The 20,249-nt window shown below is 65.0% G+C and carries 20 protein-coding genes; 11 read left to right on the top strand and 9 right to left on the bottom strand.

The genetic code is table 11. From position 1 onward, the window contains the following. The first annotated feature begins 51 nt into the window (after positions 1-51). On the top strand, positions 52-1,029 hold the full coding sequence (locus AB1I47_RS15290; RefSeq protein WP_354684645.1) for a DedA family protein/thiosulfate sulfurtransferase GlpE: 978 nt from the start codon (positions 52-54) through the stop codon (positions 1,027-1,029). 168 nt (positions 1,030-1,197) lie between these two features. Here AB1I47_RS15290 and AB1I47_RS15285 read toward each other — a convergent pair whose 3' ends face one another. The 5 genes from AB1I47_RS15285 to AB1I47_RS15265 all read right to left on the bottom strand — a co-directional run bounded on the left by AB1I47_RS15285 (position 1,198) and on the right by AB1I47_RS15265 (position 4,400). Next, positions 1,198-1,488 (bottom strand): hypothetical protein, encoded by a 291-nt coding sequence (locus AB1I47_RS15285; RefSeq protein ID WP_354684590.1) that lies wholly within the window; start codon positions 1,486-1,488, stop codon positions 1,198-1,200. Positions 1,489-1,732: 244 nt separating this feature from the next. Continuing rightward, a complete protein-coding gene (locus AB1I47_RS15280; RefSeq protein WP_354684589.1) occupies positions 1,733-2,932 on the bottom strand; it encodes an MFS transporter in 1,200 nt (399 codons plus the stop codon). Continuing rightward, entirely contained in the window at positions 2,932-3,768 is an 837-nt protein-coding gene (locus AB1I47_RS15275; protein WP_354684588.1) for a hypothetical protein, read from the bottom strand. The genes AB1I47_RS15280 and AB1I47_RS15275 overlap by 1 nt, the downstream gene beginning before the upstream one ends. Beyond that, complete coding sequence (locus AB1I47_RS15270) at positions 3,687-3,947, bottom strand: hypothetical protein (RefSeq protein WP_354684587.1); 261 nt, start codon at positions 3,945-3,947, stop codon at positions 3,687-3,689. Before AB1I47_RS15270 ends, AB1I47_RS15275 begins: the two co-directional genes overlap by 82 nt. 327 nt (positions 3,948-4,274) lie before the next feature. After that, a complete protein-coding gene (locus tag AB1I47_RS15265; RefSeq protein ID WP_354684586.1) occupies positions 4,275-4,400 on the bottom strand; it encodes a hypothetical protein in 126 nt (41 codons plus the stop codon). A 71-nt stretch (positions 4,401-4,471) separates the two neighbouring features. Between AB1I47_RS15265 and AB1I47_RS15260 the strand changes: the two genes are divergently transcribed. The 9 genes from AB1I47_RS15260 (at position 4,472) to AB1I47_RS15220 (ending at position 17,251) form a co-directional block, all read left to right on the top strand. After that, positions 4,472-7,282 carry a hypothetical protein gene (locus AB1I47_RS15260; RefSeq protein ID WP_354684585.1) on the top strand — a complete coding sequence of 937 codons (2,811 nt, stop codon included), beginning with the start codon at positions 4,472-4,474 and terminating at the stop codon, positions 7,280-7,282. A gap of 151 nt (positions 7,283-7,433) precedes the next feature. Continuing rightward, positions 7,434-8,474 carry an LLM class flavin-dependent oxidoreductase gene (locus tag AB1I47_RS15255; protein ID WP_354684584.1) on the top strand — a complete coding sequence of 347 codons (1,041 nt, stop codon included), beginning with the start codon at positions 7,434-7,436 and terminating at the stop codon, positions 8,472-8,474. Positions 8,475-9,522: 1,048 nt separating this feature from the next. After that, the gene (locus tag AB1I47_RS15250; protein ID WP_354684583.1) at positions 9,523-11,514 is read left to right on the top strand and encodes a sigma-54-dependent Fis family transcriptional regulator; all 1,992 of its coding nucleotides are present in this window, start codon (positions 9,523-9,525) and stop codon (positions 11,512-11,514) included. A gap of 201 nt (positions 11,515-11,715) precedes the next feature. Next, positions 11,716-12,783, top strand: coding sequence for an ATP-NAD kinase family protein (locus AB1I47_RS15245; RefSeq protein ID WP_354684582.1), 1,068 nt, complete (start codon positions 11,716-11,718; stop codon positions 12,781-12,783). A gap of 77 nt (positions 12,784-12,860) precedes the next feature. Then, a complete protein-coding gene (locus AB1I47_RS15240; protein WP_354684581.1) occupies positions 12,861-13,862 on the top strand; it encodes a thiamine pyrophosphate-dependent dehydrogenase E1 component subunit alpha in 1,002 nt (333 codons plus the stop codon). A 37-nt stretch (positions 13,863-13,899) separates the two neighbouring features. Beyond that, positions 13,900-14,916: an alpha-ketoacid dehydrogenase subunit beta gene (locus AB1I47_RS15235; RefSeq protein WP_354684580.1), complete on the top strand. Its 1,017-nt coding sequence runs from the start codon at positions 13,900-13,902 to the stop codon at positions 14,914-14,916. Then, positions 14,916-16,052 carry an acetoin dehydrogenase dihydrolipoyllysine-residue acetyltransferase subunit gene (locus AB1I47_RS15230; RefSeq protein WP_354684579.1) on the top strand — a complete coding sequence of 379 codons (1,137 nt, stop codon included), beginning with the start codon at positions 14,916-14,918 and terminating at the stop codon, positions 16,050-16,052. Before AB1I47_RS15235 ends, AB1I47_RS15230 begins: the two co-directional genes overlap by 1 nt. A gap of 60 nt (positions 16,053-16,112) precedes the next feature. Beyond that, complete coding sequence (locus AB1I47_RS15225) at positions 16,113-16,454, top strand: carboxymuconolactone decarboxylase family protein (RefSeq protein WP_354684578.1); 342 nt, start codon at positions 16,113-16,115, stop codon at positions 16,452-16,454. Between the two features lie 41 nt (positions 16,455-16,495). Further along, positions 16,496-17,251 (top strand): lipoyl protein ligase domain-containing protein, encoded by a 756-nt coding sequence (locus AB1I47_RS15220; RefSeq protein WP_354684577.1) that lies wholly within the window; start codon positions 16,496-16,498, stop codon positions 17,249-17,251. Positions 17,252-17,256: 5 nt separating this feature from the next. On the opposite strand, the gene AB1I47_RS15215 is transcribed toward AB1I47_RS15220, so the two are convergent. The 4 genes from AB1I47_RS15215 to AB1I47_RS15200 form a co-directional block, all read right to left on the bottom strand. Further along, complete coding sequence (locus AB1I47_RS15215) at positions 17,257-18,009, bottom strand: DUF3047 domain-containing protein (RefSeq protein ID WP_354684576.1); 753 nt, start codon at positions 18,007-18,009, stop codon at positions 17,257-17,259. A gap of 212 nt (positions 18,010-18,221) precedes the next feature. Continuing rightward, entirely contained in the window at positions 18,222-19,043 is an 822-nt protein-coding gene (locus AB1I47_RS15210) for a hypothetical protein (RefSeq protein ID WP_354684575.1), read from the bottom strand. A gap of 18 nt (positions 19,044-19,061) precedes the next feature. Further along, positions 19,062-19,286, bottom strand: a complete 225-nt coding sequence (locus AB1I47_RS15205; RefSeq protein ID WP_354684574.1) for a hypothetical protein — start codon at positions 19,284-19,286, stop codon at positions 19,062-19,064. Between the two features lie 161 nt (positions 19,287-19,447). Next, entirely contained in the window at positions 19,448-19,837 is a 390-nt protein-coding gene (locus tag AB1I47_RS15200) for an OsmC family protein (RefSeq protein ID WP_354684573.1), read from the bottom strand. A 96-nt stretch (positions 19,838-19,933) separates the two neighbouring features. Between AB1I47_RS15200 and AB1I47_RS15195 the strand changes: the two genes are divergently transcribed. Further along, positions 19,934-20,249: hypothetical protein (locus tag AB1I47_RS15195; RefSeq protein ID WP_354684572.1), on the top strand; the 316-nt coding region annotated here is incomplete at its 3' end.

Here is a 20,249-nt window from a genome sequence, read left to right as displayed (position 1 = left end):
CGGATCGTCCCGACTGGCACACTGGCATCCTGGACTGACGGGGAGAACGCGGTGGGAGAGTTACAGGCCTTGCTGGAAAACCACGGGCTGATGCTGGTGTTCCTGAACGTGCTGGTCGAGCAGGCCGGCCTGCCGATTCCGGCGTATCCGATGCTGTTCGTGGCCGGCGCGCTGGGCGTGCAGGAGACCGGGCCGTCGATCGGCGCGGTGCTGGCCGCGGTGATCGTCGCCTGCCTGATTGCCGATACCGGCTGGTACTTCGCCGGGCGCCGGCTGGGGCAGCCGATGCTGCGCACCATCTGCAAGGTGTCGATGTCGCCCGACTCCTGCATCCGCCAGACCCAGTCGCTGTACCTGCGCGTGGGCCCGCGTTCGCTGGTGTTCGCCAAGCTGCTGCCCGGCGCCGGCGCATTGTCCACCGCGATGGCCGGCATGACCGCCACGCCGCTGCCGGTGTTCCTCTTCTACGACGCGCTCGGCTCGCTGGTGTGGGCCGGCAGCGCCTTGCTGATCGGCGTGGTGTTCAGCGACTTTATCGATGCCATCCTGGAAGCGTTCAGCACCTACGGGCATATGGCCGTCATTGCGGTGGTGGCCGCGTTTGCGCTGTTCCTGGCGTGGCGCTGGTGGCGCCGCTTCCGGCTGCTGCGCCGCACCCGGCGCGTGCCGCGCATGAGCGTCGATGAACTGGAGGCGCGCCGGCACGCCGGCAGCCTGCCGGTGGTGATCGACGTGCGCGCCCATGGCGACGTGCCGATGGAGCGCATCCCCGGCTCGGTCGTGCTCGATATGCAGGGCGCGCTCGACAGCCTCGACGCGCTCGGCGTGCCGCCCGAGCAGGCCGACATCGTGGTCTATTGCGCCTGCCCCAACGAACTGTCCGCCGCGCTGCTGGCCGAGCGCCTGCGCACCGCCGGCTATCCCAGGACCTGGGCGCTGGCCGGCGGCTTCGACGAATGGAAGCGCCGGCACGGCGGCACCGCCCCGACCGAGGCGGCCAACCAGCCAGGGCCGGCCGGAGCGGCCTGAACCTGCCAGGCCGTCGGCGCTGCGCTCAGCGCTTGCCCGCGGTCTGGAATACCGACAGGTCCGGGTAGACCGCGTAGAGATCGCGGAAGGTGGCGGCCGGATGGCGGCGCCTGTCGAGCAGATTGGTGATGAGCACGCGTACCTTGCCGGCTGGCGAGATCTGCCGGATCAGCCGGACGGTCTGACATCGCCGCTGAGTTTGCTGCGAGCCTGGGCGAACGCTTGTTCACTGACGCCTCGGCACAAGGTATTTTGGCGGGCGAGTGCGGCGAAGAATTGATCGAGTTCGGCTTGCACCCCCATGCGCAAGTTACCAAGCATAAAGGCGATCAGTGTTGGCAGGGTGAGCTTACGCTGACGGGTGAATGCAGCCGGATATTCGGCATGACGGGCAAGGTCGCGAAAGACCTGGGTATGCAGATATTGGCTAAGCGTAGCGAACAGATCGGACAGGGGCATCAGAGCCAAGCGAGGATCGAGAAATGATCCTCTATTGGCCGCCGCCCTGCTTGCGCTAAACAGCCAGCGCAAGCAGGGCGGCGGCCACTCGAACCTCGTCACCTGTCAGGCGTTCTTGGCGCAAATTGTGATTTTTCTTGGCGGCTTATCTTGGGTGGATTGCAATGCGATCCAGGGGAGGCTGCAGTCTAATTTCTCTCGTGTCGGTTAGCTTTGGCCCGAAGCGTCCTATACCCTCCATCAGTTATCTCCTGTTCGCAATAATGCTTGATCGGTTTTTCGAATTTAACGCGAAGCCGCATCCACCGACGATCGCTGTCGCGACTCCAACAGCCATAAGCGCATTGCTCACGTGTGAGATATTGATTAATCCGGCGCTCATGAAACCAAGTAACACTGCGGTCTGGATGCAAAACACGTAGGCTGGCATATGATTGACGCGACGCTGTGGATCTATCGCCTTCATCATGAAACTTGCCATGAGCGCATTTTGAATCCCGTTTGCGGCTCCGATCAAAAACGTGGCGCACATGATGCTCCACGCCACGTTTGTCAAAGCGACCCATAAAATTCCAAGGCCGATGATGCTAGCGGCAATGGAGGCCCCAGCAGCATCGCCAAACCTTGCAAAAATTCCCGAGAGAGCGACGGGGCCAAGAATAAGTCCGATACTAAGCGTGCTGATAACGAGTCCATAGGTCTCGGCGCTGAGCTGCAGCTCGGTACGGACTCGAAATATCAGCAACACGTTGAGGGTAGACGTCAGCATCACCGTCATTAACAACGGAGAGACGGCACGGATCACTCCGGCTGAGCGAAGAAGATCGGGCAGGGCGAATCCAGCATTCTTCTTTTTTTGCGTCGGCGCATGATCAGTCTCTTGATCGGAAATATTAAGTATCTTGAAGCATATTGCAGTTGCAGGCGCGGCAAGAAGAACCAGCGATGCTAACAGCAATAGTCCTCGTGAGTTGTCGGCTATGCCATATAAAAATCCTCCCAGGGCAGGTCCACCGACATATCCCATGTTTCGCACTGATTGGGTTACTCGGGTTATGCGATCGATGCGCCGTTCTTCGTTTGTATAGCATGGAATAGCTACCATAATTGCTGTCCATAGAAGAGAGCCGGTGCATCCGAGTGCCATTGATATCGCGATGTAGCTCCAACTATGATTGGCCAAAGATGCAATCGCTATCAGAAGCGACTGCAACAAAAACACCGCAGGCATTGTCTTGTGAGGACCAATACATTGAAGTATCGTAGGAGCGATTGGGCCGGAAAGAATGCCCCCGATCAGACCGGCAGCGAGCAATGCCGATACCGAGGAAGTGTTGTCAGCCAGCCTTAAGGCAAAGGTCACTTGGGCCGCTTCATCAGCGAAACTGCCAAATGACAAAGAGACAAAAATAAAAATGAGAGCAAATCGATTCCTAATGTCCATCAAAGAGCCCCCCACCGCGCCAGCGCTGTAACAACACTCAAGAAGTCACTGTTGAGATGGTTCTCACTCCCGTTCGATAAGTGAGAGATGCATTCTTGCTGCCCGATAGACAGACGGTGCAGGAAATCGTTTAACTGCCGGCTATATCTAAAACTGGCACAGTGGCCGTTTGCCGCAACCAGAACTTTGCCTTCCTCCAATACCGGTATCCACTGCAGGGTACTTATGTTGTTAAGGGCTATGACATCATCAAGTTCATCGACTTCGACGATTGGCCGACCAACGTTCAAGCGACCACTGGTGTCCGAGATGAGCTGGGAGACCATCATGCGCCTTTTTAATGTAGCCTCGCCAAGCAACGCCTTTAACGATGAAAGCAGAAGCGCGTCATCGGGATTCAGATTCGCGATCCCCGAGGAACGAATGTCACGACGGGTGCGGTTAGGCGTACGCAGCAATTGTTTCACGTAGTTCGCATTTAGTTGGGAATCGTTACCTGTTTCCCAAAATGCGATATTCACATTTACCGAGACCTCAGATTGGGTCTCGGCAACGTGGAGCCACTTGAACAGCTCATAGTTTGGAAAATTCGCTCCAAGAAGATCAGAACGGGTTCCGGGCCATGTGAACATAGTTTTTCCATCTCGCAATGTAAACCCGAAATTATGTGCATGATCCACATGGATGCCGATATATGTGGATGAATATCTACCAATAAAGCAGTCAATATCGACGCGGCCGCCAGGCCGATAACCTATCGACAGGGCCAGTTGATCTGCAAAGACCTTTGCAACATCCCAGATGGTCGGACTTGCTGCATGAAGCCCATAGTACATGACGGTCCATTCATCATCTCCAGCAAGGCGATCGATTCTCGAGCATATTTGACGTTGGCAACAACCGGCTGTACTTCTGCATCGTTGCGCTGGGCATATTTCACATTGGCCACGATCGGCTCGATCTCGTCAACGGTAAATTCATGAATTTCCGCGGCATCTTTCAATGAAACGGTCATCTTCCTACTCCTTTTTCAAAAAGTGAATTTAATAAGTGGCGAAATCAATTCTCTGAGTATTTACTCCATTGAATTGAAGGCTGCTACGTTGAAGCAATATGCAGCGGAACTGCTGCTTAACTAGCCTAGGAAACGTAGTGCAAGTGTTCAACGTAAATAAGTGAAATGTTTCAATTTATTCATTATTTCTGATAATTAAAAATTATATTATGAATTGCGATACGTAATCACTATTTGAATGACGAGATGCAATATTGAGTTTCAAATTTGATTTTTGCCGGGCTGGCCGTGCTATGCAATGGCCTTCTGCCGCCGCCGCGAAGCCGATCATCGCGGCCGGGAACTGCTGCTTGCGCCCAGCACCGCCAGCACCGTCGGCGGGAAGCCGATCAGGATGCCGATGGTGAGCGTGATCGGCGCCACTGCGAAGGCCGGGAACCAGCCCGAACGCATCGCGGCGATGCCGACGGCGGAGCGCCGCCGCCTATACTTGGCGCAGACCGACTGCTACCGGGAGGACGCGCATGGCCGCGGAACACCACGGAACCAGCGGGACCGGCGACGAGGCCGCCCGCATCGCGCACCGCCGTCGCCAGCTGGGCATCGCGCCGCGCACCGCTGACGGCCAGCACAACTGGGCGCTGGCACTGTCGGGCGGCGGCATCCGCAGCGCCACCTTCTGCCTGGGCGTGATGCAGGCGATGTCGGCTACCGACCTGCCTGCCGAGGCCGTGCAACCGCCGCCTGAGCCGGAAAGCCCCGCACCGCATCCGCTCACGCCGGCCGCTGCCACCGCCGCTGCCGCGCAGACGGTGCCGGGCCTGGCGTCGATGCTGGCGCAGTTCGACTACCTGTCCACCGTCAGCGGCGGCGGCTATCTGGGAGCCTTCTTCGTCAGCCTGTTCGTGCCCGGCCGCCTGCGCCGCGGCACCGGCCCGGTCCAGGCAGCGGCCGACGCCTATCACACGCTGCAATGCGAACCGCCGGGGCGCATCCGTACCTCGGTGTCCTATGCCGCCGATCCCGGCCGCGGCGCGGTGGCGTGGTTGCGCGAGAACGGCCGCTACCTGTCGCCGACCGGCGCCGGCGACAACCTCTATGCCGCCGCGCTGGTGGTGCGCAACTGGCTCGCCATGCATTACGTGATCGGCAGCGCGCTGCTGGTGCTGCTGGCGGTGCTGGCGCTCGGGCAACACATCGCGGTCGGCGTGTCCTATGGGCTCGGCCGCTACGAGATGGACCTGCTGCACGACGCGCGCCAGGCCTTCAACGAAGGACGCTGCGCGATCTGGTGGAGCACGCTGCTGTGGCTGCCGCTGGTGTCGGCGGTAGCCGGCGCGGTGCCGCCCGGGCTGGCGTACTGGCTGATCTATCCGCGTGCCAACGACCCGCAGGCGGCAGCGCGCTTCCTGAGCCCCGCGCCGCTGGTGGCCACGCTGCTCGCGCTGTTCCTGCTGGCCGCGGCGCGCTGGTCGGAATGGCTGGGCCATGGGCTGGTCAGCGGCGGGCTGTTCGCCACGCTCGGCGTGCTGACGTTGCTGGGCGTGCTGTATTGCCTGTTGCTGCTGCGCGGCGAGCCGCCCACCGTGGCCGCCTATCGCGTGCGCGCCACGCGCGCGCTGCGCAGTGCATTCACGCTGACGCTGTGGCTGGTGGCGTTGGGGATTGCCGATACCGCCGGGCGCACCGCCTACCTGTATGCCCACGCCGCCCACCAGCCCTGGGGCGCGGCGTTGCCCGCGGGCCTGCTCGGCGTGCTGGTCTGGCTGGTGCGCTACGGCTCGCGCTGGCTCGATGAAGACCGCAAGGGCAGCATCGACACACCGTGGCGCGCGCTGTGCGCCAGGCTGCCGGTGTCGCTGCTGGCGGGGGCGGCGGCCGCGCTGCTGGCGCTGCTGCTGTTCGTGGTGTGGTCGTGGCTGGTGCTGTGGGTGCGGTGGGACGGACGCGAGCCGGTCGACTGGCTGGTCTATGGCAACGCCTATACCGGCCCGACGCTGTTCACGCTGACCGTGGTGGCGCTGGTGCTGGCACTGGTGGCGGGGCGTTTCGCCGGCTTTTTGAACCTGTCGACGCTGCAGCCGTTCTACGCGGCGCGGCTGACACGCGCGTTCCTGGGCGCCTCCAACGGCGAACGCTTCGTGCCGCCGGACCCGGCCGCCGACCCGGACGGCAGCCACCGCGAACGCTTCAGCGTGGCCGAACCGGTGGCAGGCGACCAACTCAGCCTGAACGCCTACTACGATCCGCGCGTGCTCGCGCCGCTGCACCTGATCAACGTCACGCTGAACCTTACAGTCGACCCGGCCGAGCAACTGGTGCAGCGCGACCGCAAGGGCAAGCCGCTGTGCCTGGCGCCCGGCGCCTGCGTGGCGCAGCCGGGCGCGGCGGCCACGATCGCACCCGATGCCTACGCGCGCTTCACCGTCGACGGCTGGGCCTGCTGTCCCGATGTGTCCTGGCCGTCGTCGGGCAAGCTGGCCGAATCGCGCACCGTGGGCGACTGGATCGCGATCTCGGGCGCGGCGGTGTCGACCGGGCTGGGACGCGCCACCACGCTGGGCACCTCGCTGTTGCTTGGCCTCGCCAACCTGCGGCTGGGCACGTGGTGGCCGTCGTACCCGGCCAGCCACGCGCGCGAGGGCGGCCGCCGGGGCCGCGCAAGGCGCCATCCCGAACGCGCCACGCACCCTTGGCTGGCCGCCGGCATTGCGCTGTTTCGCACGCAGTATTACCTGGGCTGCGAGTTGTCCGCGCGCTTCCACGGCACGCGGCGCGGCTGGCAATACCTGTCGGACGGCGGGCATTTCGACAACACCGGCGTCTATGAGCTGCTGCGCCCGGACCGCGACGTGTCGCTGATCGTGCTGTGCGATTGCGGTGGCGATCCCGACTACCGCTTCGGCGACCTCGCCAACCTGATCCGGCTGGCGCGCATCGACCATGGGCTGGAGATCGTGGTCGACACCGAGGCCGCCTCCACGCACCCGGTGCTGAGCCGCGTGTTCGGCGTGCCGGAGGATTTCCCGCCGGGCGGCGATGGCGCGGGCAAGAGCGCCGACAAATGCGCGGTCTTGCTCAACGTCTATCGCACCGGGCCCGACTGCGCGACGCCGCGCGCGCGCGTCTGCCGCATCGTGCTGATCAAGCCGCGGCTGGTGTCATGGGCGCCGGCGGACGTGCGCCATTACGGCGCGACCCATCCTGCGTTCCCGCAGGAAGCCACCGGCGACCAGTTCTTCGATGAAGCGCAGTGGGAGAGCTACCGTGCGCTGGGGCATGCAATCGGCCAGCGCGTGCTGGGCGGCGTAGTCGGGCGCGCGTTGCTGGCCTGAGGCACGCGCCGCCGAAACCATGGATACCCACGCCGCCCGAAGGGCCGCGATCCGGCCGCCAGCACGTTCGGCCCGGCCTCACTAAGATAGCGAACCATCCGCATTGCCGCGGCGGCGCCACGTGTGGCGCACGCCGCCTGCCATCGACATCATGACTCGCGAACATATCCCCACCGGAGCAGGCGTGGCCTGGTCCGTGCTAGACCTCGCCCCTATCCCCCAGGGCAGCGACGCCGGCCAGGCCATGCGCAATTCGCTCGACCTGGCGCGCCATGCCGAGAAGCTCGGCTACCACCGCTACTGGCTGGCCGAGCACCACAACATGCCCGGCATCGCCAGCGCCGCCACCGCGGTGCTGATCGGCTATGTCGCCAACGGCACGCAGACCATCCGCGTGGGCTCGGGCGGCGTGATGCTGCCCAACCATTCGCCGCTGGTGATCGCCGAGCAGTTCGGCACGCTGGCGTCGCTGTACCCCGGCCGCATCGACCTGGGCCTGGGCCGCGCGCCCGGCACCGACCAGTCCACCGCGCGCGCGTTGCGCCGGCACCTGTCCGCCGACAGCGCCGATACCTTCCCGCAGGACGTGGAGGAATTGCAGGCGTATTTCGATGACGTGCGCCCCGGCCAGCGCCTGCGCGCGGTGCCCGGCGCGGGACTGAAGGTGCCGATCTGGCTGCTGGGATCGAGCCTCTTCAGCGCGCAGCTTGCGGCGGCGATGGGACTGCCGTTCGCCTTTGCCTCGCACTTTGCGCCGGGCTTTATGCGCCAGGCGGTGGACCTGTACCGGCGCACCTTCCGGCCGTCGGAAACGCTGGAGCGGCCCTATGTGATGCTCGGCCTCAATGTGTTCGCGGCCGAGACCGGTGACGAAGCGCGCCGGCTGTTCAGCTCGCTGCAGCAGCAGTTCCTGGCGCTGGTGCGCGGCACGCCGGGCCAGTTGCGCCCGCCGGTGGACGATATCGAGGCGCTGTGGACCGAGAGCGAGGCCGACCATATCCGCCGCTCGCTGGCGTGCTCCGTGGTCGGCGATCCGGACACGGTGCGTGTCGGCATGCAGCGCTTTGTCGATGACCTGCGTCCGGACGAGCTGATGCTGACGGGCCAGATCTTCGACCACCAGGCGCGGCTGCGCTCGTTCGCCATTGCGGCGGAAGCGGCGCGCAGGCTGAAGAGCGAGGCGAGCGTCTGACTCCTTCGTTGTCGATGATCGATGGCTCACGCCGTTGGTGACATGTTGTCGCCGGTCAACCGTTCTGTTCCGCCCTCCTGGGCGGGTCACTTTTTGTCCGAGCGACAAAAAGTAACCAAAAAGCGCGTTGCCTGAGCGGCTGGCTATCCATTGCACGGTATTGGTGGTTCAAGCGGCGATGGTTGCCGGTTTGCGTGGTTGCCCGTTCGAGCCAGCTACGCTCCCTGTCTGGTGCCTGCGTCGACGGACTATTGGACGAACCCGACTTTGGGCTGTTGGCAACCTGCTAACCAGGTTATTGGTGGGACGCCTTCGGCTGCGCTGCGCGCGGCGTCTAATGGTGGCAGATCCACCGACTGCGCTCTAGTCCGCGATTGTTCAGCCGTGACCGGCGTCGTCGCTGTGCGAGCGCAGCGACGCGCTTCCGGCCCCGCCGCCTCGCCCCAGATGATGAGCCGCGCGCAGCGCAGCCGTAGGCGTTGACGCGATGCCCCGGTTAGCAGGCGGCCTACGCCCGTCTTGGGGATCGTCCAAAAGTGGGAATTCGCCAGGCACTGTCACTGACTCACCTGGCGTTAGCAGGGTCGAACGGCTGACCACATCGAACGGAAATCACCGCCGCCCGAACCACCAACGCCGCGTACTTGATAGCCAGCCGCTCAGGCGACGCGCTTTTTGGTTACTTTTTGTCGCTCGGACAAAAAGTGACCCGCCCAGGAGGGCGGAACCAAGCGGTTGACCGACGACAACATGTCACCAACGGCGTGAGCCATCGATCATCGACAACGAGAGAGGCGTCGAGCAACGACAACGAGAGAGGCGTCGAGCAACGACAACATGTAGAAGAAAAAACCGCCATCAATGCCTTGCGCAGCACTTGCCTCCCGGACAAACTACCCACGCAGCGATTCCCATTTGCACCCTGCCGATACGCTCGGATACATTAGAAGCCCCGGAAATACCAGAGAGGCGCAGCCACGCAGCCCGCGCCCCGATAGTCCGCCCGACAGTCAGCCAGACTGGCGGCAGCGACGACCAGGAGACAGCGATGGACCTGCGGCAACGCGAGCACATCGAGACGGTGGTCCAGGCCACCACCTATCTAGCCCCGCCGGCCGTGCTGGCGGACCGGATTGCGCACGACGCCATCATCCAGAACTCGTGGCGGCGCTGCGTACACCAGTACGGGCTTGACCCGTCGCGCATGCAGGAGGCGCGCATCCTGCCGCAGCCGCGGCTGCGCGAGCACCAGGAACGCATCGACGACTTCGCGCGCATCGCGCGCCATGGCTTGCAGAGCCTGTACGGCCAGGTGGGCGGGCTCGGCTACGTGGTGCTGCTGACCGATGCGCAAGGCGTGACCGTCGACTATATCGGCGACGCCCGCAGCGATGCCGCGCTGCGCCATGCGGGCCTGTACCTGGGCGCGGAATGGAGCGAGAGCGGCGCCGGCACCTGCGCGGTCGGCACCGCGCTGGCCACGGGCCAGGCCCTGACCGTGCACCAGGCCGACCATTTCGATGCCACCCATATCCCGCTGACCTGCACCGCCGCGCCGCTGTTCGACACGCACGGCAACCTGCACGCCATCCTCGACATCTCGGCGCTGACCTCGCCGCAGGCCAAGGACAGCCAGGGGCTGGCGCTGCAGCTGGTGCGCATCTATGCCGCGCATATCGAGAACGCCAACTTCCTGCGCGCGCACCGGCGCGACTGGATCCTGAAGCTGAACGTGGCGCCCGAGTTCGTCGACGTCAATCCTGAGTACCTGCTGGCGCTCGACGATGCCGGCCGCATCGTCGGCCATAACCATCGCGCCAGGCTGATGCTGGAGGGCGAGCTGGACGGCGCCACGGTGCTGGGCCAGCCGTTCGAGAAGCTGTTCGACGCGCGGCTCGAAGACCTGGGCCGCTATGTGTATTCGCGCCCGAGCGAGCAGCGGCTGGTGGCGCTCAACCGCAGCGGCGGCCTGCTGTACCTGAGCGTGATGCCGCCCGCGCTGCGCTGGCAGGCGCCGGTCACCGAAACGCCGGTGGCGATGCCCGCCGCGCTGGCGGCGCTGACCGGCGGCGATGCCGCGCTGCAGCAGCAACTGCAGCGCGCGGCGCGGCTGCTCGATTCGCCGATCAACCTGCTGATCCATGGCGAAACCGGCAGCGGCAAGGAGTTCTTCGCCAAGGCGCTGCACCAGGCCAGCGCGCGCCGCGAGGGGCCCTTCGTCGCGGTGAACTGCGCGGCGATCCCGGAATCGCTGATCGAAAGCGAGCTGTTCGGCCACCTGCCCAACAGCTTCTCGGGCGCGGGCCCGCGCGGCAAGCGCGGCCTGATCCAGGAGGCGGACGGCGGCACGCTGTTCCTGGACGAGATCGGCGACATGCCGCGCGAGCTGCAGTCGCGGCTGCTGCGCGTGCTGGCCGAGGGCGAGGTGCTGCCGGTGGGCGCCGCGCGGCCGGTGCCGGTGCGGCTGCGGGTCATTTCCGCCACGCACCACAGCCTGGAGCAGTTGGTCGGCGAGGGTCGCTTCCGTGAGGACCTCTATTACCGGCTCAACGGCGCGCGCTTCGAGCTGCCGCCGCTGCGTGCGCGTACCGATCTCGACTGGCTGATCGGCAAGTTGCTGCAGCAGGGTACCGGCGATGCGATCACGCTGTCGCCGGCGGCGCGCGCGCGGCTGCATGCCCACCGCTGGCCTGGCAACCTGCGTGAACTGCGCAACGTGCTGGAGTACGCGCGCGCGGTCTGCACTGGCGGCTATATCGACCTGCACGACCTGCCGGACGGGCTGGCGGCACCTGCCGCTTGCGCCGCGCTGCCGGCGTCGGCACAAATGCAGCCTGCTGACACCGCATCATTCGATCCGCACCAGCTTCCGCCCGAAGGCATGCTGCTGATGCAGTACCTGCGCGCATCGGGCTGGAACCTGAGCGCCGTCGCGCGCCAGATCGGCATCAGCCGCATGACGCTGTACCGGCGTATGGAGCGCTACGGCATCCAGTCGCCGAACCGGCGCGACGGCGCGGCGGAGCCGTCTGACAAGTAGGCTGCACGGCGAGGCCGCGCGGCCGCGATACGGTTGTCCATGTCCTGTACAGCTGCGCTGTGACACCTGTCACAGCGCAGCGTCGCTGCTTGTCCTTTTCATACGGGTAATCCCTCGGATTTTCGCGTCTGCGGTGCCTGCGCGCGCTGGCACATCCATTGCAAATACGCCTGTCACGACAACGACAACAGGAGACAGGCAATGGAGCACGCAACGGGCGCCGGCGCGCCGGTAGTCGGCATCATCGCCAATCCGATTTCCGCTCGCGATATCCGCCGCGTGATCGCCAACGCCAACAGCCTGCAACTGGCCGACCGCGTCAATATCGTGCTGCGGCTGCTGACCGCGCTCGCATCGTGCGGCGTGCCGCGCGTGCTGATGATGCCGGACCGCGAAGGGCTGCGCGTCATGCTGGCCCGGCACCTGGCGCGCCGGCAGGGCCCGGACTCCGGCCTGCCCGCCGTCGAATACCTCGATATGCCCGTCACCGCGCGCGTTGACGACACCCTGCATGCCGCGCGCTGCATGGCCGATGCCGGCGTTGCCGCGATCATCGTGCTGGGCGGCGACGGCACCCACCGCGCGGTAGTGCGCGAATGCGGCGCGGTGCCGATCGCGGGACTCTCCACCGGCACCAACAACGCCTACCCCGAGATGCGCGAGCCCACCATCACCGGCCTCGCCACCGGGCTCTATGCCACCCGCTGCGTGCCGGACAGGGAAGCGCTGGCATCGAACAAGCGGCTCGATATCGTCATCCGTGACGGCGACGGTGGCTTTCGCCGCGATATCGCGCTGGTCGACGCGGTGATCTCGCATGAGCATTTCATCGGCGCACGCGCGCTGTGGAAGACCGACACGCTCGCCGCCGTCTATGTGTCCTTTGCCGACCCGCAGGCCATCGGCCTGTCGGCCATCGCCGGATTGCTGGAGCCGCTGGACCGGCGCGCGCCCGGCGGGCTGGCGATCGAACTCGCTGCGCCCGGCGAAGGCGAGTTCGACCTGCGCGCGCCGATCGCGCCGGGCCTGATGTGCACGGTGCCGGTGGCGGGCTGGGAGCGGCTCGAACATGGCCGCCCGCACCGCGTGCGCCAGCGCAGCGGCATCGTCGCGCTCGACGGCGAACGCGAGCTGGCCTTCGGCCCCGGCGATGAAGTCACCATCACGCTGCACGAACACGCTTTTCGCAGCATCGACGTGGCGGCCTGCATGCGCTATGCCGCGCGCCACCACCTGATGCGCAGCCTGCCGCAACACGCGGCCGTTTGATGAAGCACGGGCGCGCCTGCCCGCATTCTTTCCCGCCTTTCTTGAAGTGCAACACCTGAAAAACCAAGGAGACAGACATGACAGCAAGAGCCTCGCAAGATCCTGCCGCGCTGCCGCTCGACAAGGAGACGCTGCTGACGGTGTACCGGAAGATGCGCACCATCCGCGATTTCGAAGAACGCCTGCACGTGGACTTCGGCCGCGGCGATATCCCGGGCTTCGTGCACCTGTATGCGGGTGAGGAGGCCGCGGGCGTCGGCATCCTGCACCACCTGCATGACGGCGACCGCATCGCCAGCACGCACCGCGGCCATGGCCATTGCATTGCCAAGGGCGTGGATCCGGTGGCGATGATGAAGGAGATCTACGGCAAGAAGGGCGGCTCGTGCAACGGCAAGGGCGGCTCGATGCATATCGCCGACCTGTCCAGGGGAATGATGGGCGCCAACGGGATTCTTGGCGCCGGCGCGCCGCTGATTTGCGGCGCCGCGCTGGCGGCCAAGTTCCGCGGCAAGGGCGAGGTCGGCATTACCTTCTGCGGCGACGGTGCTTCCAATCAAGGCACCTTCCTTGAAAGCCTGAACCTGGCGGCGGTGTGGAACCTGCCCGTGATCTTCGTGATCGAGAACAACGGCTATGCCGAATCGACCTCGCGCGACTACGGCACCGCCGTCGACAGCTACGTCGATCGTGCTGCCGGCTTCGGCATCCCCGGCGTGACCGTGGATGGCACCGATTTCTTCGCGGTCCATGAAGCCGCCGGCGAAGTCATCCGCCGCGCGCGCGAAGGCGGCGGTCCGTCGCTGCTCGAATGCAAGATGGTCCGTTTCTACGGCCACTTCGAGGGCGATGCGCAGACTTATCGCGCCGCCGGCGAGCTTGACGATATCCGCGCCAACAAGGATTGCCTGAAGCTGTTCGCGCGCACCGTGACACAGGCCGGCGTGATCGCACGCGAGGAACTGGACACCATCGACCGCGAGGTTGCCACGCTGATCGAGCATGCCGTGCAGGAAGCCAAGGCCGCGCCGCTGCCGGGGCCGGAAGACCTGCTCACCGACGTCTACGTCAGCTACTGATCCGCCGAGCGAAACCCAAACAATCAGGAGACACATCATGGCTCGTAAACTGAGCATCAAGCTGGCGATCAACGAGGCGATCGACCAGGAAATGACCCGCGACCCCAGCGTCATCATGCTGGGCGAAGACATCGTCGGCGGCGCCGGCGCAGATGGTGAGAAGGACGCCTGGGGCGGCGTGCTGGGCGTGACCAAGGGCCTGTACGCCAAGCATGGCGACCGGCTGCTGGACACGCCGCTGTCCGAGTCCGCCTATGTGGGCGCGGCCATCGGCGCCGCGGCATGCGGCATGCGCCCGATCGCCGAGCTGATGTTTATCGACTTCATGGGCGTCTGCTTCGACCAGATCTTCAACCAGGCGGCCAAGTTCCGCTACATGTTCGGCGGCAAGGCCGAAACCCCGGTGGTGATCCGCGCCATGGTCGGTGCCGGCTTCCGCGCGGCCGCGCAGCACAGCCAGATGCTGACGCCGCTGTTCACGCATATCCCCGGCCTGAAGGTGGTGTGCCCGTCCACGCCGTATGACACCAAGGGCCTGCTGATCCAGGCGATCCGCGACAACGACCCGGTGATCTTCTGCGAGCACAAGAACCTGTACGGGCTGGAGGGCGAGGTGCCCGAGGGTGCTTACGCAATTCCGTTCGGCGAGGCCAATATCGTGCGCGACGGCAAGGACGTATCGATCGTCACCTACGGGCTGATGGTGCATCGCGCGCTCGAAGCGGCGGCGACGCTGGCGAAGGAAGGCATCGAAGCGGAAGTGGTGGACCTGCGCACGCTGTCGCCGCTGGACATGGACACGGTGCTGGAATCGGTCGAGAACACCGGCCGCCTGGTGGTGGTCGATGAAGCCAGCCCGCGCTGCAATATCGCCACCGATATCTCGGCGCAGGTCGCGCAGCAGGCCTTCGGCGCGCTCAAGGCCGGCATCGAGATGGTGTGCCCGCCGCATACGCCGGTGCCGTTCTCGCCCACGCTGGAAGACCTGTATATCCCCAGCGCCGCGCAGATCGCCAATGCCGTGCGCAAAACCATGAAGGGAGGCAAGCACTGATGGCAACCGCTACTCCTTCCAATACTCCTTCCACGATTACCCCGATCGTGATGCCCAAGTGGGGCCTGTCGATGAAGGAAGGCACGGTCAATGCCTGGCTGGTCGACGAAGGCACCGAGATCACCGTTGGCATGCCGATCCTCGACGTGGAAACCGACAAGATCGCCAATGCGGTGGAGGCGCCGGATGCCGGCACGCTGCGCCGCAGGGTGGCGCAGGCCGGCGACGTGCTGCCGGTCAAGGCGCTGCTTGGCGTGCTGGCCCCTGCGGAGGTAAGCGATGCGGATATCGATGCGTATGTCGCGGCCTATGAAACGCCGGTGGACGACGGCGGCGAGGAAGACGCCGCTTCCGCCTACCAGTTTGCCGAGGTGGACGGCATCCGTGTCCGCTATGCCCGCAAGGGCAGCGGCGGCGAGACCGTGCTCTTCATCCATGGCTTTGGCGGTGACCTGGACAACTGGCTGTTCAACCTCGACCCGCTTGCCGACGCGTACACCGTCGTGGCGCTGGACCTGCCCGGCCACGGCCAGTCGTCGCCGCGGCTCGCGGGCACGACGCTGGCGCAGATGGCCGGCTTCGTAGCGCGCTTCATGGACGAGACCGGCATCGACACCGCGCACCTGGTCGGCCATTCGATGGGCGGCGGCGTGGCCGCGCAGCTTGCGGTGGATGCGCCGCAGCGGGTGCTGTCGGTAGCGCTGGTGTCGCCGGTGGGCTTCGGCGAAGCGGTCAACAGCGCCTATACCGAAGGCTTCGTCAATGCGCAGTCGCGCCGCGACCTGAAACCCGTGGTCGAGCTGTTGTTTGCCGATGCGGGCCTGGTCAGCCGGCAGATGCTGGACGACCTGCTGCGCTACAAGCGGCTGGACGGCGTCGCCGAAGCGCTGGCGGCGCTGGCACAGAGCCTCTTCGGCGGCGGCCGGCAAAGCGAGCGGCCGGGCCAGCGGCTGGCGGACGGCGGCAAGCGTGTGCTGGTGGTATGGGGCGGTCAGGACCGCATCATCCCGGCCGAGCACGCCGAAGCCGCGCCGCCGGGCGCGACCGTCAAGGTGTTTGCCGATGCCGGCCATATGAGCCAGATGGAGAAGGCGAACGAGTTCAACGCGCTGCTCAAGCAGCACCTCGCCGGCTGAAGCCGGCGCGCGCGGACGGCGGGCGCCGCCCCCGTCCGCGCGAACAAGAAAGGAATCCCGATGACCACAGAACTGAAGACGCGGCTCACGCAGATCAACCAGCAATTCGCCGCGCTCGGCAAGGCCCAGCCCGGTGCGATGAGTGCCTTCCAGGGGCTGATGAAATCCGCTACGCAGGACGGCAGCCTGTCGGCAGCCGTCAAGGAACTGATCGCCGTCGCGCTGGCGGTGCAGAAGGGCTGCGACGACTGCGTGCTGTTCCATACCAGCCAGGCACTGCGCCATGGCGCCGCGCGTGAGCAGCTTGCCGAAGTGCTGGCCATCAATATCGAGATGGGCGGCGGCCCCGGTGCGATGTACGCGTCGAAGGCGCTGGCCTATTTCGATGCGCTCAACAGCTAGCCTTGCTAGACTCGGCGCATTGCCGTCACCGGGCACATGCCATGCCGTTTGAGTTTGCCAATGCCGCTGTTGCCGCTGACGCTGATCCGCTGCAGGACGAGCTGGCATTGCTCGACCTCGCGGCACAGGGGCGACAGGTAGCGGGCCTTTGGGAGGCGCCGCTGTCGCTGGTGGTGCCGCGCACCTACCAGCGCCACGCGGCCTTTGAAGCGGCGCGCGCCGAATTCGCGCGCCAGGGCTGCCCGGTATTCCTGCGCATGTCGGGCGGCGGGCTGGTGCCCCAGGGGCCCGGCATCCTCAACCTCAGTCTGGCTTACGCGGTCGGGCGGCCGCCGGGAGCGCTCAGCGACGCGGTCTACCAGCACCTGTGCGAGGTCATCGGCACGGCGCTGCAATCCCTGGACGTGGAGACGCACTGGCAGGCGGTGGCCGGCTCGTTCTGCGACGGACGCTACAACCTGGCATGGGGCCCGCCCGGCGCGGCGCGCAAGATTGCCGGCACCGCGCAGTACTGGCGGCGCGCGCCGGCCGCGATGCAGGCGCCCGACGGGCAGCGCCACCTGGTGCTTGCGCATGCGGTGTTGTTGGTGACAGCCGACCCGGAGCAGATCAACGCGCGCGCCAATGCGTTCGAGGCGGCCATCGACAGCGGTCGGCGCTACGATGCGGGCAAGATCGTCAGCGTGCGCGAAGCGCGTGCGGCGCAGGGGTTCGCTGGCGATGACGGCGCACCGCTGATGATGCAGGTAGCGGCGGCGCTGCGGCACAGCGTGCTGCAGACACCGCCACCCGCTTAACCGGCTCAGCCGCCGGGCAGGAAGCGGATATCGCCGTACCAGGCGCGCGCGGTGGTGTTGGTGTTGTCGGTATCGGTCATGATGCCGTACGCCTTCAACGGTCCTGGCGGCTCGTGGAACACCCGTTCGTAGTCCTTCACCACATTGCGGCGCAGGCTCTGCCATTTGCCGGCATCGTCCGCGTCGCCCGAGACCACGATCATCTGTACCCGGCCGGTATGCGGATTGGGAATGACACTGCCCGGCCTGGCGCTGGACGACCACACATACATCAGCGTGGCATAGGGCAGCTCCTCGCCGCCAAGCGTCCTGGCGAGCTGCATCGCGGTGCGCTCGCCGAGCGACAGCTTGCTCTTGTCGCCCTCGAAGAAGAACACCAGCCGCGCGGGCGCGTCCTCATGCGCGCCGTCGCGGTTGTCCGCGCCCGGGATCGGCCCTTCGGCCTTCCAGCGCCAGGCGACCACCGGCGTGCGGGACAGGTCGACATTGCCCTCATGCATCAGCGCCGAAGCGGAATGGCTGGCCTCGGCCTGCAGCACTGTGCGACGTCCGTCTGCCACGAGTTGATAGTTGGTTCTGGCCTTGCCTTCGGCGACCGGTAAGTTTTTCCAGTCGGACGGCAGCGCACTGCCCGGCTTGCGCGCGGAAACCGACAGCCCCGGCGTGCTGTCAAGTGCGAGGGAAGGCAGCGCGGCCAGCAGCAGCGTGACATAGATGGCAAAACGTGAAGCAAAGCGCAGGGCGGGCGGCGTTGTCATGATCAGGTTCGGACAGGTTTTGGTCATTGCCTGACGCAAAGCCTGTGCCGACTGTAGCATTCGACCGCCCAAAAAAATCGCGGCCCACGCGGGGCCGCAAATCGGGAATGCGAGGAAGTCAGTTTCCTCAGGAGACGTTATCGGCGCAAATGCGCAGCGCCAGGACCCCCCTTCGGTGGGGCGCATCACAACGGTGAAGGCGAGTGGCCGCTTTACGCTATCAGGTAGGCGGCGTGCGGATCCGATTCGGTGGAAGGGCGCAGCTTGCGCACATTGGCTTCCAGTTCGGCATGGGCGGCGTCGAGCCAGGCGACGCGATGGCGCACCGGGTCCTTGGCCGACAGGTCGCTGGCGGCGATTTCACGCAGGAAATAGCGCACCATGCTGCCGGCGCGCGCCGGCACCGGCATCATGCCCAGCAGCTGTTGCCGCGCCAGCAGCCGGCGGCTGACCGCATGCTGCAGCCCCGCCCAGGCGGTACGGCCCAGCGCGATGTAGAGCGCATCGGTGCGCATTTGTTGGATGGCGCCGAGAAACTGCGATTCAAGGACCTCCCGCAGCATCGGCACGTCCAGCAATTCCTCCAGCGGGCCGTCAAACGCCAGGCCGCGCCGCGTGGTGGCATGCGGTAGCAAAGACAATGGCTGCAGGCGCTCGAAGCCCTCATCCCATAGCGCTGCAGCATGCGGCAGGCCTACCAGCTCGGGCACGCGGAAATGGTCGAGCATGCGGATCAGGTTGGGCCGCACCAGCTTGCCGCCCAGTTCGACGCGCCGCTTGTTCTCGCGCTGGATCACGCGTCCGGACGCATGGGCGCGCAATAGTTCCTCGGTAACCTCTGCGGCCAGCCGGATGTGGGCGTGGCCGGGCGTGGTGCTGACCAGCACCAGCGTAGCATCGGGATTCAGGTATTCGCACGGCACGTAGTGCATGGTGTACGTGCTGTCCTGCGCGACCAGGACCGGTTTGCCGATCACGCCGGCCGCGCCCGCAAGCCGTACTTGCGAGCAATACGTTTCGATGAAGTTGGTCAAGGACGCTCCCCCCGCTCGCTACGATATGTAGGCGCTTTTTTTGTTGTTCTGCTTTCCGTTCATGGTAAGCCTGCGATACAGACCACACAAAGCGCGCGGCGCCGCTTTGGCCGCAAAGCGACGAAACCTTGGTGGGTCAGCCAACACACCGTTCGCCTTGTCCCCCGAACGGGTGGGCGCGGTTGGGCCTGCATCGGCAGGGATACGGTATCGCAGCGCTTGCGTCAGGACGATGACATCCATGGCGCACTGCCACAGTTTGTGCGAGAGCCGTTTGGAAGGAAGGGGGGCCAGAAAAAACCGGACACGAAAACGTGTCCGGCTAACCCATTTGCTGACTCAGGCGTGTCTGAACCTGAGGAATCAAATGATAACGATTATCATTTGTGGAAGCAATGCCGGGATCAGCCAATCGATGTCTGAATCGAAAACTGGCCGGACAGCGTCTTGTGAACCGGGCAACGGTTGGCGACGCGCAGCAGGTCGTTCAGCACATCGGGCGCCACTTCGCCGGCGATCTTGACTTCGCGCTTGATCGTATAAGTGCCGTTCGCCTCTTCATGGGCAACGCAGACATGGATGCCGGTAATGGGATAGTCCTTGCGCCTGGCATAGAGCTGCAGGGTCAGCGTGGTGCAGGCGGCCAGCGCCGAATCGAGCAGGTCGTGCGGGCTGGGGTACTTGGTGTCGCCGCCCGCGGCGGCATCCAGATCGGCCTGCCATTCGGCAGTGCCATTGCTCAAATGGCAGATGGTATTGCCCTGGCTCGGCTGCCAGGTTGCTTGGATAGTCATCGAACGTCCCCATCTATAGGAATAGGCGGCCCGGCGGGCCGGAACAGTCATTCTATACAGCCCAATGTGGGGCGATGGAAGCGGCATTTCCGGCACTTGCAAGCAATTTTTGAGGGTTTCCAAGAAAGTGCTTGCCAACCCCGTTTGGCTCGCTTAATATTCGCCCCCTCGCAACACACCGCAGCGCTGCAACGCAGACGCCGCAAGGGTTGCGGGGTCGACCGGTCAGTTGGCGCAGCGAAGTTTGCAGCGCTGGCCGCAGCAAAAAAAGATGCTGAAACGGTTGACGAAACGAAGAAAGCTCTGCATAATCTTGTTTCTCTGCTGCTGACAACGCAGCGACGCAAAACGGCAAAGCCGCTAGCGCAGTTCTTTAACAAACAAACAACCGATAAGTGTGGGCGCTGGGTAG

This window comes from Cupriavidus necator, from assembly GCF_040578825.1.
In the GTDB taxonomy this organism is placed as follows: domain Bacteria; phylum Pseudomonadota; class Gammaproteobacteria; order Burkholderiales; family Burkholderiaceae; genus Cupriavidus; species Cupriavidus necator_E.
Note: the sequence above shows the minus strand (reverse complement) of the source record. Positions and strands in the feature narration are given on the sequence as shown.